Origin of the sequence: Methanothermobacter thermautotrophicus (assembly GCF_014889545.1) — an archaeon.
Lineage (GTDB): Archaea > Methanobacteriota > Methanobacteria > Methanobacteriales > Methanothermobacteraceae > Methanothermobacter > Methanothermobacter thermautotrophicus_A.
Genome location: NZ_QKOF01000003.1, coordinates 54,367 through 66,468, shown reverse-complemented (window position 1 = coordinate 66,468; position 12,102 = coordinate 54,367). Strand labels below are relative to the sequence as shown.

The following is a 12,102-nucleotide window of genomic DNA, read 5'->3' as shown; positions in this document are numbered from 1 at the left end:
CGTTTATTCCTCGTATATCATTTCTCTATCAGGCATCTCGTAACTGCAAATTTCCGATTCATCAAAGAAAAGTTTAATCTCCCTTTCGGCTGATTCTGGAGAATCTGAAGCGTGTATTATGTTTCTACCTGTTTCAAGGGCGAAGTCTCCCCTGATTGTCCCGAGGTCTGCCTCTGCAGGGTTGGTTGCTCCAACCATCTTCCTTATGAGTGAGATGCAGTCCCTGCCCTCGATGACCATTGCAATGACTGGTGCTGATGTTATGTAGTCCACCAGGTCCCTGAAGAAGGGCTTTTCCCTGTGTTCCTGGTAGTGCTCCATTGCAAGGTCCTCAGGGATCTGCAGCATCTTGAAGGCAACTATCTTGAGTCCCTTATCCTCGAATCTGGATATTATCCTTCCTGCGAGGCGCCTTTTTACTGCGTCAGGTTTTAACATTACAAAGCTTTTTTCCATCATTTTTTAACCCATTTAACTTTTCTTGGAACCCTTCCCAGTTTTATCATGTTTTTCTCGCATTTGCTGCTGCAGAAGAAATAGATTGTACCGTCCCTTTTAACGTACATCTTGCCAGTACCCGGCTCTATTTCTTCATGGCAGAATGAACAGACTCTCATTGGTAAACACCTGCCTGATTATGGGGTCCTTATTTCCTTTGCCTCTCGGATGGTGTCGAGGAGCATCAGGATGTCGCCTTCCCTTATGGGACCCATAACGTTCCTTGTCAGTATCCTTCCCTTATCTCTTCCGTCAAGGATCCTGCATTTAACCTGCATTACCTCTCCAGTCATCCCGGTTCTCTTGAGAACCTCAATAACCTCTGCTGGAGTTGCGTCATCCATTAAATCACCTTATTAAATTGAAATTGAAAGGCTTTTAATGCCTTTCATCTATTTTTTGAGTTCTTCGACCTTTTCGATTATTTCCTTTATGAGGTCCTCGGCGTCGCCTGCCTCAATGATGGCTGATGATGCTGTTCCAACGTTCAGACCTGCGGCTGCACCCAGTTCATCCTTTGTTGGGATGTATATGTAGGGTATCTCCTTTTCCTCGGCGAGGAGTGGAAGGTGGGCAACGATCTCTGCAGGTTCAACGTCCTCAGCTATTAATACGAGCTGGGCAACTCCCCTCTCGACAGCCTTGGTGACCTCATTTGTACCCTTGGATACTTTACCTGTCTCCCTGGCTATTTCAAGTGCCTCTGCGGCCTTGTCAGCCAGCTCCTTTGGTACATCAAATTTCACGTATATTGCTTTTGCCATGCTGTTTACCTCCTTTTTCATCTGGTTTTTCTACCATCCATCGGTAATTACACCAATCTGGATCAATAATCCAAGTTATGGATTAACATGAAGTGGGTGAGTACCTTTATATGTTCTCGGTATATAAAACTTGCTGGATACAGATTTTCATGAGAAATCGTATTCTGAATTATCCCGGATCATCCCGTGAGACACCCAGGAAAACAAGGATTAATAGAAATTAAAGCCTCATCACATATAAAGTTTTGCCGCCAATTAAAAAGGGAAGGAATGGGGGATGCAAATGAGCGTTACATCCTTTTAACTGCCAGTTCAATGTCTGAAGCTTTAACCGTCTTCCTTCCAGCGTGTTTTGCAAGTTTAACGGCGTTTTCAGCTATTTCTTCACCCTTTGCTTCAAGGACCTTTGCAAGGGCCTCCCTTGCATCATCACTTACCCTCTCTGCACCGGCATTCTTTATTATTCTTCCAATTGGAGCTATTGGCAATTCCATAATTAACCACCTCATTTTATGTGATATTATCTATCCATATAATCCTATATAAATATATCGCTAATTTTAAGGTTTTTCTGAGCCATTGGTTGGTGCATGGGGCACCTTCAACCCAGCACTATATCCACAAGTGCTTGGAGGGTTAGAGATTAACCCAATGTTGCCCAATGAAAAATAGAAAAGCTTAAAAAAGAGAAAACTGTTTTCAAAAAATAGGGGGGCTAGGATGAGCCCATACCCCTTATAATGGATTTTAACTGATTTATATCAGGTTCTACCTCAACTGGTTCCGTTGATGCCTTTATGGCAGTGTCAGGATCCTTGAGTACATGGCCAGTTACAACACAGACCACACGTTCACCCCTGTCAACAACACCCTCATCAACGAGTTTTATGAGCCCTGCAATGGATGCCGCTGATGCCGGCTCAACACCTATACCCTCCCTCCTTGCAAGGAGTTTCTGGGCCGAGAGTATCTCCTCATCGGTCACAGATTCAGCATAACCATCGGATTCATAGATGGCCCGGAGGGCCTTGAGGTAGCTAACAGGGGCCCCTATCCTTATGGCCGTTGCAACCGTTTCAGGGTCCCTGACCGGTTCAATCTCCATCTTACCCTTCCTGAAGGCGTCGACCACCGGAGAAGCCCCCTCAGCCTGTATACCGGTCATCATTGGCCTCTCATCTATGAACCCTGCCCTGTGGAACTCTGAGATACCCTTCCATATGGCTGAAATGTTACCGGCATTCCCCACAGGCAGTATGATGCGGTCCGGAGACTCCCAGCCGAGGTCGTCCACTATCTCAAAGCCTATTGATTTCTGACCCTCAAGCCTGAAGGGGTTCACGGAGTTGAGGAGGTACAGTTCACCCATCAGCGCAAGTTCTGTAACAGCCTCAAGGGCCTCGTCAAAGTTCCCCTTCACCGAGAGGACCCTGGCCCCGTGGAACATTGCCTGGGCAAGTTTACCCAGGGCAACCTTACCTGATGGGAGGAGAACCACGCAGCCCATTCCTGCCCTGGCAGCGTAGGCTGCAAGTGAGGCTGAGGTGTTACCGGTTGAGGCGCAGCCCACGGTATCCACTCCAAGTTCAAGGGCCTTTGTGATCCCCACACTCATCCCCCTGTCCTTGAAGCTCCCTGTGGGATTGGATCCCTCAACCTTCACGTAGAGCTCAACACCGAGTTCAGATCCTATGGTGTCACACCTGACAAAGGGTGTTCCCCCCTCATCAAGGCTGACTATCCTGGAGGGGTCCACAGGCATGAACTCCCTGTACCTCCACATGTTCTGCCTTCTGCCCCTGAAGACATCCCTTGAGACCTCAACGTCACATTCAACTTCAAGTACTGACCCGCACTCCCTGCAGGTGTATATGATCTCATCCAGAGGGTACTCTCTACCGCATGATATGCACCTTATCACAGATTCACCATCCACTCTATTAATAGGAATAATTCTCTCACATTCAGTAAATCTCAGGATCAGCAATGGATCCGGCGTCCACCTCATTTGTCTGTCATTACTGTTATAAAGACCATTATATGGAACCCTTTATGTAGCTGTATATCCCCAGTGTGAGGTTCGCCTCCACAAATGCTGCAACAACTAGGAAGATTATCCCCACCCCAAAGAGAAGCAGTGACTCCACAAGCTCATCCTGGTTTCTGCCAAGGAAGTGGGTCAGCCTCTCAGTGAAGGAACCGTACCATGTCTCTGTCAGCATGTCACTGAAGAGGTGGTAGACAAAACTTGCAAGCCTGAAACCGGCGGCCCCTGCGATTATGAGACCAGGGATCTCAAATATCCCGTGGGGCAGTGTAAGGAAGATGAAATCCCCCAGTGGCACCTGGGATGCAAAGAATCCTATGAACAGGCCGTTCACAATAAGGAAGAGGGCCGTGAAAACACCTAGAAGCAAACCTCCACCATATATCAGAAGAGCAGCCTGGAGGTTGTGGATGAATATGGATGCCGTTGAAAGCTTAATCTCACCCTCGGCCACGCTCCTCCTAAACTCATCCATGAGAGGCCTTATAAGGTCCCCAATGGATCCCGAGAACAGATACCCTCCAAAGAGGGATATGAGGAAGAGGAAGGTTGATGCCATTAGAAAGGTCTCATTGTTCCTCATAAGGTAACTCAGGGTGCCCTCATATTTCTCCTTCCCTCTCATCTTCGAGCCCCCATCAGATCTCCCATTTTCATCCCTCAAGAATCCTTCTGGCAGCAGGAAGGGCCTTCTCCCTTTTCACTGAAAGTTCCTCAAAGAACTTCCTGATAAACTCTGCAGTATTATTTTTGCACTCACCACACATAAGTGTACCGTTTCTGCATGACTCATAGATCTCCTGGAGTCTGGAGTCTGAACCTGACATGTGGTAGAGGAGGGTCTCATATATTATGCACTCCTCAGGGACCCCACCGAGTTCCCTCTGCTCCTTCAGGGTCTCCCTCCCCCCTGTCTTGGCGTTCCTTATCTTCTCCTCGGCCTCCTCAGGTGTGTCGCTCAGGAATATGGCGGATTTTGGCCTGCTGCTTGACATCTTACCCCCGGTCAGTCCCCCCATGAACCTGTGGTATGTCGATGATGGGAGGATGAATCCATACTTCTCCCTGAACCTGGCTGCTATATCCCTGGTCAGCCTTATATGGGGGTCCTGGTCCGGGCCAACAGGGACAAGGACGGGTCTGGGGCCCCCCAGTTCCTCCAGCTGCGGGTGCAGGATGTCTGAAACCTGTATGATGGGGGCGTACATGTGGGCCATGCTGGTGGATCCGCTGAAGCCATAGATGGCCCTGAGCTCATTGAAGTTGACCTTCCCTGCGAGGACGTAGGCAAGGTCCTCCACCAGTAGGTTCTCTGACTGGAGGTAGACGTGTATGTTATCCTTCTCAAGGTCAAGTCCAAGGGCCATGTACCCTGCAATGTACTCCTCCACTGCTATCCTCCTTGAGTCCTCAAAGTCCACCCCCCTGGCTGAGTAGGCCTCCATGTCTGCTATGGGTATGAATATCTCGGCCCCCATCCTGTCGTACCATCTGAGCTGATCCACGATCATCTTGTGGCCTATGTGCATCCTTCCGCTTGGCATCATCCCTGTTACAACCGCAAAGTCCTGGCCCTTCCTCATGGCACTGACTATCCTATCGTAGTCCCTGTGCCCGAAGATTATGCCCCTCCTCATGAGCCAGCATGGTTCGGGTAGCTGGTCAAGGACCTCACTGAAGGGTCTGACGCCGAAGTTCTCAATAAGATCCTGGTATTCAAGGTTTGCTGATCCCCAAGGGTCTATCAATCATATCACCTGCAGCACCGTTATTTCATGGTTTCCTGCTAAAGCCTGATTAGCGGCACTTCATGGTCTTATCCAGTCAACAAGGTAGTAGGTTATGTCCTCCTCATCGTCGAGGAAGGCCATGAGAAGCTTCTTGTTAACCCCATGGGCCACCCTCACATAGCTCGAGAAGTCCAGGGCGTGGATGGTATCATTCTCTGATATCACCCTCACAAGGTAGGCTGAGTGGGTCCTGCCCGGAGCCCCTCCCCTCTCATAGAGTCTGAACTCTGCACCATACTTGAATCCTGTTTTAACTATGTATCCCCTGTTCCTGAGGTCCCTGTAGACAAGGTACTTGCTGTAGAGTCCCCGTTCACCGAGGAGGGATATGAACTCCTCAAGGGACACCTCATCTTCGTCCTTCATGAGCTTTAGTTTACCCCTCTCCATTAGGTAGGCGGCCTCGATGAGTGAAAGCTGAAGTCTGTCCTCATACATCTTACCGTAGTGGCTCTTCCCATGAAGCCTCCTTGCTATGGAGCTGGCCTTTATGGTGACCACTTCGTCCCCGAGCTGTCCCTCCACTCTCAGACCTCCCTGAAGTGACTACTCTATTATGGCGTGCCTCTCCTTGAGGTCCTTCTCCCTCTTTCCAAGGATTGACATGAACTCGGCTATGAGGCCGTCCAGGAAGAGGTGGGTGCTGTCCTCAAAGAGTGTGCCCATGGGTGTGAGGTCGTCATATTCTCCCCTGAGAACACCCGAGGTGTAGTACTTCCAGGGCTCCTTTGTCTTGCTGGGGATGCATATGACCACGTCACTGTAACCTGTGAGGGTTGACTCAGGTGTTGCAGTCACAGCCACCACCGTTGCACCCACAGACCTTGATGTCTCAGCCGCCAGTGTGACTGTCTTGGTTTCACCGGACCCTGAGATGGCTATCAGGCAGTCCTCGTCCCTTATGGCAGGTGTTGTAACGTCACCCACCACGTGGACCGTGAATCCGAGGTGCATGAGCCTCATTGCAAAGGCCTTCCCTATCAGCTCGGATCTGCCTGTTCCAACGATGAAAACTGATCTTGCCTCCATTATCTTTGAGATCATCCTCTCAAGTTCAGCTTCATCAACCTTGTCTATCGCCTCAATGGCGTGTTTAGCTATCTTCTGAACAGTATTCCTTAGTATCTCCATTTCAATCAACTTGAACGTTATTTGATCTGTGAATCCAGGAGGGATTGGGCAGAGTATCTTGATGCCACCTGTGCCTAGTCCCTATCTGGAAGGTTTGTGATTCTTATACCCGCATTCCTCACCCTGTTCTTTATGTTGAGGTTTATGAGGAGTGGGGTTATCTTCTCAATGATCCTCGCATTCTCAAGGCCGCCGCATTCAATGGCCCTGACACCCTCTATCTTCTCTGCAAGTTCAGCTGCAACTTCAAGGGCATCCCTGTGGTCTGATGCCACCAGGCAGTCACAGTCCACTGGCTCAGATACTTCAAGGAGGGCTGAGGCACTTATGTTGTTGAAGGCGGCTGCGACCCTTGTGCCCTGATCACCGAGGAACCTTGCAGCCCTCTCAGCCGCTGAACCCTCCCAGAGGTCAATGTACCTGACTGCTGAGCCTCCTATGCAGCTGTCTATGGGTACTGTGGCGTCTATGAGGACCTTGTCCCTCACCTGATCCCTTATTGAGGACAGTGTAACCATCTGGGCCTGGAGTGGAACCGTGAGCACCACCACATCTGCAGAGGCTGCCGCATCAGGGTTGGTGGCACCCTCAACACTAAGTTCATCCCTTCCAGCGATCTCAAGGACCTTAGAGGCTGCTTTGGATGCCTTTTCAGCGTCCCTTGAACCTATAATTACTTCTTCGCCTGCTAATGCAAATCTCAGGGCCAGTCCAAGGCCCTGGTCTCCTGTTCCGCCAATAACTGCTATCTTCATAACAATCACCTTAATCCACAAAATATCCAGTGAACTCTGATTCTCCCAGAGAACTGAACAATACACTCAAAGGATAATATCCCTCAGGAACTCAACACTCCGTTTAACCTCTTCAGGTGTCTTGACCTCAACTGTGAGGACTCCACTGTAGCCTGCGCCCTTCAGTCCATCCAGGAGTGCCTTGATGTCCAGTGATCCCTCGCCCAGGGCGTCGTGGCTGTCAACCTCACCGTTGTTGTCAGACAGGTGGACATGTCCCACATGGGGTGACACCATCTCCTCCGTGGAGTAACCCATGGTGGCTGCGTGGGCCGCGTCGAGGGTTACCATGATTCCGAGCTCCTCTGCAACCACCCAGAGCTCCTCAAGTTCCCTGAGCAGCGGCCCCTCCAGGCGGGGCATGTTCTCAGGGTATACACCGACACCCCTATCAGATGCGTATTCTGATATTGCTGCAAGGGACTCCAGGTTCCTCTCAGCTATAAGGTCCCTGTAGGGCCTCCCCAGGAAGGGGACGGTGCCCGGGTGGACCACCACCACCTCAGAGTCAAGTTCAGCTGCAAGGTCCACTGCGGATTCAACCTCCCTGATTGAGGCCTCCCTTACGGTGTCATTGAGGGATGCTATGTTGATATCCGAGATTGGGGCGTGAACCGTGAATTCAAGGCTGTAGGAGTCTGTGACCTCCACCTCAGAGAGGGGGTGCTCGTATATGATTTCACAGCAGTCAGCCCCCAGGGCCTCGATGTACTCCAGCATCTCCCCCAGTGGGGACGGTGTGAGTGCAAGGGTTGAGACACCTATCCTCATCACACCACCCTTTAAGCCTCTGGCCTGACCCTGGCCCTTACAGGTATGCCCTTCTTCACGGCCTCCATTATGATCTCAGCCAGCTCTATGTCCCTTCTGAGTTTTATGGTCCCCTTCTTCCCTACGGTGGCTGTGAACAGATACTCGTTATCCACGAGTATATCAAAGGATACTCCAACAGCGTCCCTGCCAAAGTTCAGGACCACGTAATTTCCTGCAAGTTCAACAGGGACCTTGACGGTCTCCTCGATTTCCCTCTCCTCCAGTGGTTCCACGCCGATACTTATACCTATGCTGTTCTCGATCTCCTCGATGGTCTTGCCCTTCTTACCTATAACCTGGGGTATGTACTTCTCATCTATCCATACCCTTGCACGTTCATCGGATTCAAGTTCAACCCTAACCCTTGCACCGGGGATCCTCCTGCGGAACTCCCTCTCGATTTCCCTCTCAGCTATCCTGTGGGCTGATGGTTTGCGCCTTTCAGGGGAGGCCTTTGAGACGTCCATGACTATCGTCTGCTCGCCGTAGGTGTATATCTCATGCATGAGTTCCCCTGACTCAAGGTCCCTGATCTCGATGACCGGCCTTGCAAGGTCAGCCTCCTGCATACCGGTGGGCACCTTCACGGTGAGGGAGACATCGTAGACGGCCTTAACCTCCCCGTCCTCGATGAATATGGTTGTATCAACAACTGAGGGTATGACACCCAGCTCGACCCTTCCAAGGATCCTCTGTATTGCGTCTATGGGCCTCGTGGCGTGAACCACACCCACCATACCCACACCTGCAAGCCTCATATCAGCGAATATCCTGAAGTCACGGGTCTTCCTGAGTTCATCATAGATGGTGTAGTCGGGCCTCACAAGGAGGAGTATGTCTGCTGTCTTCTGCATGTCCCTCTCAATGGGTGCGTACTGTGTTATCTCATCACCGACCTGGAGGTCCCTGGGTGACTCCATGGTCTTCACAACAGCCTTCATCTCCCTGCTGTAGAACTCTGCAACCGCCTGGGCAAAGGTACTCTTACCCGCGCCAGGGGCGCCTGCAATGAGCACGCCCTTGGCTGTGTCCCTGAGCCTCTCCACGAGCCTGTCTGATAGCCTGTAATCCTCCAGTGAAACCCTGGCCACAGGCCTGACCGCGGTTATCTCAAAGGCCTCTGAGAATGGTGGTCTTGCAATGGATATCCTGTACTCACGGAACTGTACGACCGTGGCGCCCTCCATCTCGATCTCTATGAAGCTCTTGAAATCACTCTTGGCCCTCTCCACGATCTCACGGGCCATCCTGCTTATATCTGAATGTTTAAGTGGTCTTTTATCGATCTCGACCAGCTGGATTTCACCTGGCCGGCCCTTCTTGGCCATCGGGACGACATTCTCCTTGAGGTGTACCGACATGGTGTGTTCATCGAAGTACCTGCTTATCTCCAGCTCCTCGTACCCCAGAACCTCCGGTTTGATGTAGAAGACGTCCAGGCCCTGGGCCTTCCCCACCTCGGCCTGGACCCGGTCACTTGTTATGAGAAGCGCATCATATTCCCTTGCCGTGGACCTTATCATGGCATCTATCTCACCACCCCTTGAGAGGGATATCTCATCCACTGTGGGGCGGCGGCCCACGAATATCATGGATATTATGTTCTCCTTGTGGAGTTTCTGTAGGTTCTTCAGTTCCTCCAGGCCATTGAAACCTGTCTCCCTTCCACGGTTGGCCTGGTATTCGAGTTCAGATACAACTGCCTCGGGCACGATCACCTCACTGCCCCTGAACTCGTCCTCCTGGACTATCCCGGTGATCCTGCCGTCAACAATAACACTTGTATCTGGAACAATCTTCATCTAACCATCTCCATATATCTCTTCAGGGTCAAAGACCTTCACGGCGTCCTCCCTGACTCTGAGTTCATCTCCATCAATCCTGCGGTAGAAGCAGGACCTGTAACCTGTATGGCAGGCCCCACCCTCCTGTTCAACCTTCAGCACAACCGCATCACCGTCACAGTCCACAAGAACGTCCTTCACGCGCTGAACATGGCCTGAGCTTTCACCCTTCAGCCACAGCTTGCCCCTGGATGTGCTCCAGTAGTGGGCAGTGCCTGTTTCAAGGGTCCTCCTGAGGGCCTCACGATTCATGTAGGCCACCATGAGGACCTCACCGGTCTCGTGGTCCTGTGCAACTGCAATTATGAGGTCTTCACCATTAATGTTATGTCTGAAATTAAGTAAAATGTTAACATCTCCCTTTGATTTTATCAACCATCTCATCCCTTGGCAGGGTCTCCTGGGAGTTCCTCTCCATATCCTTTACCGTCACCTTACCCTCCTGGAGTTCCCTCTCACCTGTCAGAACTGCGAACCTGGCTCCAAGGTTGTCAGCGTGTGAGAGGGCCTTCCTGAGCTTCCTGCCCGCGAGTTCGAGATCAGCGGATACCCCTGCAGCCCTGAGCTCCTGGGTGATCCTTATGGCCTCAGGGACAGTGGAGTCCTGTATGGGTATCACGAAGACATCAACCATCCTCATGTTCTCCTCATCCATTCCCAGGGCGTTCATGAGCCTGTCAAAGCCGAAGGCGAATCCCGTTGATTCGACCCGCTCCCCACCGAATGTTTCAACCAGGTTGTAGGTTCCTCCGCCACATATCTGTTTCTGGGCCCCGAGTTCCGGCACGTAGATCTCGAATACTATCCCTGTGTAGTAGTCTAGGCCCCTTGCTATCCCCAGGTTCACATGGTAGTCCTCAACACCAAAGTAGTGGAGGGTCTCAACGAGTTTCCTGAACTCTTCAAGGGCCTCCAGGGATTCACTGTAGCCCCCCAGGTATTCTTCAACCTCGTCCAGAACCTCAGGGCCCCCCTGTGTACCTATGAGCTTCATGAGGAGTTCCCGGCTTTCTCCAGATACCTCAACCTCCCCGAGGAGTGCTTCAAGTTCTTCCACGTCACCCTTGTCTATGACACCCATTATCCTGTCCTGCAGTCCAGGGGAAATTTCCTCCCTGCCCAGGATCCCCCTGAGTATTCCCAGGTGCCCTATGTGGACCTCGAATCCGTCAAGGCCGAGTTCATGGAGGGACCGGGATGCCAGGGATATGACCTCAGCCTCTGCAAGGGGAGAGCTTCCACCTATGAGTTCGCATCCGAACTGCCAGAACTGTCTGAAGCGGCCAGCCTGCGGCCTCTCATATCTGAAGCAGCTCCCGAAGTAGTACATCTTTATCGGCTTTGGTTTTTTCTGCATCTCATTCATGTAGAGCCTTGCCACGGGTGCTGTGAGTTCAGGTCTCAGGGCCAGTTCCCGGCCGCCCTTATCGGTGAAGTGGTAGATCTGGTTCACCACCTCCTCACCGGATTTGACTGTGAAGAGTTTGAGTTCCTCAAATATTGGTGTCTTGATCTCATGGTAGCCATAGGTCTCGAATGTCCTTCTGAGTACGCCTTCAACCTCTTTCCTGTTCCTCATTTCAGCGAAAAGGAAGTCCCTTGTTCCTCTCGGTCTTGATATGTCCATGACAGCAATTCCTCCAGTAAAAATGATAAAGGGAATGATGAGAGATTCATCATTCATAATATTTAAGGTATTCCTTGAGCATCTTGGGGAAGGATGTGGCATTGAGGAACCTCAGACCCAGTCGCTCAGCCCAGATCCTTATACCATCATCGGCCGCCACGACCCCTGCCCCCAGTTCCTTGGCAAGGAGGAGCACATCAAGGTCAGGGGCGCTATCGAGGGTCCCCTTCCGGAGGGCTGACCTGTACTTCTTCCTGAGGTCCTTTATGGCCTTCCCAAGCACCTCGCTCTCTATCTCTGTCTTCTTGACGTCACGGGAGGCCATTATGATGGATTGTATGCCTGCCTCCCAGAGCAGTGTCTCTGAGATTCTGAGGCCCTTGTTCATCCTCTCCCTTATATCATGGACGTATTCATAGAATATCTGGGAGGGTATCTGGGTGTCGTAGCGGTTGGGTGTCTTCTTAACTATCCATGTCTCGGCCTTTATAAGGGTCTCCTCCGGGCAGTCGTAGCGTGTCATGTAATCTGTGAATTCCTTGTAGGTGATGGGGGGCATGTGACAGCTTATGTTGAGTTTTATCCTGCTTCTCGCTATGAGGTCAAGCATCCTGTCAACCGAAATGTTGAGGTCGCCGTCACCCAGCAGTTCCCGCAGCTGGTTATCTGTAAAGGCCGTTGTATCAAGTACAAATCTCTGCTTTGCAAGCATGTCACACTCTCCCCGGATTTATTGTAACTTCAGAAGGAATATTTATCGCTGATGGTAAATAAATATTGTAAGTGGAAGGAGG

At 51.1% G+C, this 12,102-nt stretch carries 16 protein-coding genes; all 16 read right to left on the bottom strand.

Annotation, left to right across the window (positions count from 1 at the left end):
• Positions 1-3: 3 nt before the first annotated feature.
• On the bottom strand, positions 4-459 hold the full coding sequence (gene ndk / locus DNK57_RS01230) for a nucleoside-diphosphate kinase (RefSeq protein ID WP_192961243.1): 456 nt from the start codon (positions 457-459) through the stop codon (positions 4-6).
• The gene (locus DNK57_RS01225) at positions 456-617 is read right to left on the bottom strand and encodes a 50S ribosomal protein L24e (protein ID WP_010875896.1); all 162 of its coding nucleotides are present in this window, start codon (positions 615-617) and stop codon (positions 456-458) included. Before DNK57_RS01225 ends, ndk begins: the two co-directional genes overlap by 4 nt.
• 18 nt (positions 618-635) lie before the next feature.
• Positions 636-842: a 30S ribosomal protein S28e gene (locus DNK57_RS01220; protein WP_010875895.1), complete on the bottom strand. Its 207-nt coding sequence runs from the start codon at positions 840-842 to the stop codon at positions 636-638.
• A gap of 48 nt (positions 843-890) precedes the next feature.
• Positions 891-1,262: a 50S ribosomal protein L7Ae gene (rpl7ae, locus tag DNK57_RS01215; protein WP_192961242.1), complete on the bottom strand. Its 372-nt coding sequence runs from the start codon at positions 1,260-1,262 to the stop codon at positions 891-893.
• Positions 1,263-1,552: 290 nt separating this feature from the next.
• Entirely contained in the window at positions 1,553-1,756 is a 204-nt protein-coding gene (hmtB, locus tag DNK57_RS01210; RefSeq protein WP_115892477.1) for a histone HmtB, read from the bottom strand.
• A 221-nt stretch (positions 1,757-1,977) separates the two neighbouring features.
• Positions 1,978-3,183, bottom strand: a complete 1,206-nt coding sequence (thrC, locus tag DNK57_RS01205) for a threonine synthase (protein WP_192961241.1) — start codon at positions 3,181-3,183, stop codon at positions 1,978-1,980.
• A gap of 115 nt (positions 3,184-3,298) precedes the next feature.
• Entirely contained in the window at positions 3,299-3,934 is a 636-nt protein-coding gene (locus tag DNK57_RS01200; RefSeq protein ID WP_192961240.1) for a stage II sporulation protein M, read from the bottom strand.
• A 28-nt stretch (positions 3,935-3,962) separates the two neighbouring features.
• Entirely contained in the window at positions 3,963-5,057 is a 1,095-nt protein-coding gene (locus DNK57_RS01195; protein ID WP_192961239.1) for a tryptophan--tRNA ligase, read from the bottom strand.
• A 60-nt stretch (positions 5,058-5,117) separates the two neighbouring features.
• Positions 5,118-5,624 carry a tRNA-intron lyase gene (endA, locus tag DNK57_RS01190; protein WP_192961238.1) on the bottom strand — a complete coding sequence of 169 codons (507 nt, stop codon included), beginning with the start codon at positions 5,622-5,624 and terminating at the stop codon, positions 5,118-5,120.
• 21 nt (positions 5,625-5,645) lie between these two features.
• Complete coding sequence (hxlB, locus tag DNK57_RS01185) at positions 5,646-6,230, bottom strand: 6-phospho-3-hexuloisomerase (protein ID WP_192961237.1); 585 nt, start codon at positions 6,228-6,230, stop codon at positions 5,646-5,648.
• A 74-nt stretch (positions 6,231-6,304) separates the two neighbouring features.
• A complete protein-coding gene (gene npdG, locus DNK57_RS01180) occupies positions 6,305-6,985 on the bottom strand; it encodes an NADPH-dependent F420 reductase (RefSeq protein ID WP_192961236.1) in 681 nt (226 codons plus the stop codon).
• 66 nt (positions 6,986-7,051) lie between these two features.
• On the bottom strand, positions 7,052-7,795 hold the full coding sequence (locus DNK57_RS01175; protein ID WP_192961235.1) for a sugar phosphate isomerase/epimerase family protein: 744 nt from the start codon (positions 7,793-7,795) through the stop codon (positions 7,052-7,054).
• An 11-nt stretch (positions 7,796-7,806) separates the two neighbouring features.
• Positions 7,807-9,639, bottom strand: a complete 1,833-nt coding sequence (locus tag DNK57_RS01170; protein ID WP_192961234.1) for a PINc/VapC family ATPase — start codon at positions 9,637-9,639, stop codon at positions 7,807-7,809.
• Entirely contained in the window at positions 9,640-10,029 is a 390-nt protein-coding gene (hisI, locus tag DNK57_RS01165) for a phosphoribosyl-AMP cyclohydrolase (RefSeq protein WP_192961408.1), read from the bottom strand. It abuts the gene before it with no gap.
• A 1-nt stretch (position 10,030) separates the two neighbouring features.
• Positions 10,031-11,308: a histidine--tRNA ligase gene (hisS, locus tag DNK57_RS01160; protein WP_192961233.1), complete on the bottom strand. Its 1,278-nt coding sequence runs from the start codon at positions 11,306-11,308 to the stop codon at positions 10,031-10,033.
• 49 nt (positions 11,309-11,357) lie between these two features.
• Positions 11,358-12,020, bottom strand: a complete 663-nt coding sequence (locus DNK57_RS01155; protein WP_192961232.1) for an RNA ligase partner protein — start codon at positions 12,018-12,020, stop codon at positions 11,358-11,360.
• Positions 12,021-12,102 lie beyond the last annotated feature (82 nt).

Bases quoted from the DNA above. Each gene is read 5' to 3' on its own strand.
- DNK57_RS01200 (WP_192961240.1), bottom strand. From the start codon at position 3,934: ATGAGAGGGAAGGAGAAATATGAGGGCACCCTGAGTTACCTTATGAGG.
- hisS (WP_192961233.1), bottom strand. From the start codon at position 11,308: ATGGACATATCAAGACCGAGAGGAACAAGGGACTTCCTTTTCGCTGAA.
- DNK57_RS01170 (WP_192961234.1), bottom strand. From the start codon at position 9,639: ATGAAGATTGTTCCAGATACAAGTGTTATTGTTGACGGCAGGATCACC.
- ndk (WP_192961243.1), bottom strand. From the start codon at position 459: ATGATGGAAAAAAGCTTTGTAATGTTAAAACCTGACGCAGTAAAAAGG.
- npdG (WP_192961236.1), bottom strand. From the start codon at position 6,985: ATGAAGATAGCAGTTATTGGCGGAACAGGAGACCAGGGCCTTGGACTG.
- DNK57_RS01220 (WP_010875895.1), bottom strand. From the start codon at position 842: ATGGATGACGCAACTCCAGCAGAGGTTATTGAGGTTCTCAAGAGAACC.
- DNK57_RS01225 (WP_010875896.1), bottom strand. From the start codon at position 617: ATGAGAGTCTGTTCATTCTGCCATGAAGAAATAGAGCCGGGTACTGGC.
- hmtB (WP_115892477.1), bottom strand. From the start codon at position 1,756: ATGGAATTGCCAATAGCTCCAATTGGAAGAATAATAAAGAATGCCGGT.
- rpl7ae (WP_192961242.1), bottom strand. From the start codon at position 1,262: ATGGCAAAAGCAATATACGTGAAATTTGATGTACCAAAGGAGCTGGCT.
- hxlB (WP_192961237.1), bottom strand. From the start codon at position 6,230: ATGGAGATACTAAGGAATACTGTTCAGAAGATAGCTAAACACGCCATT.
- DNK57_RS01155 (WP_192961232.1), bottom strand. From the start codon at position 12,020: ATGCTTGCAAAGCAGAGATTTGTACTTGATACAACGGCCTTTACAGAT.
- DNK57_RS01175 (WP_192961235.1), bottom strand. From the start codon at position 7,795: ATGAGGATAGGTGTCTCAACCCTTGCACTCACACCGTCCCCACTGGGG.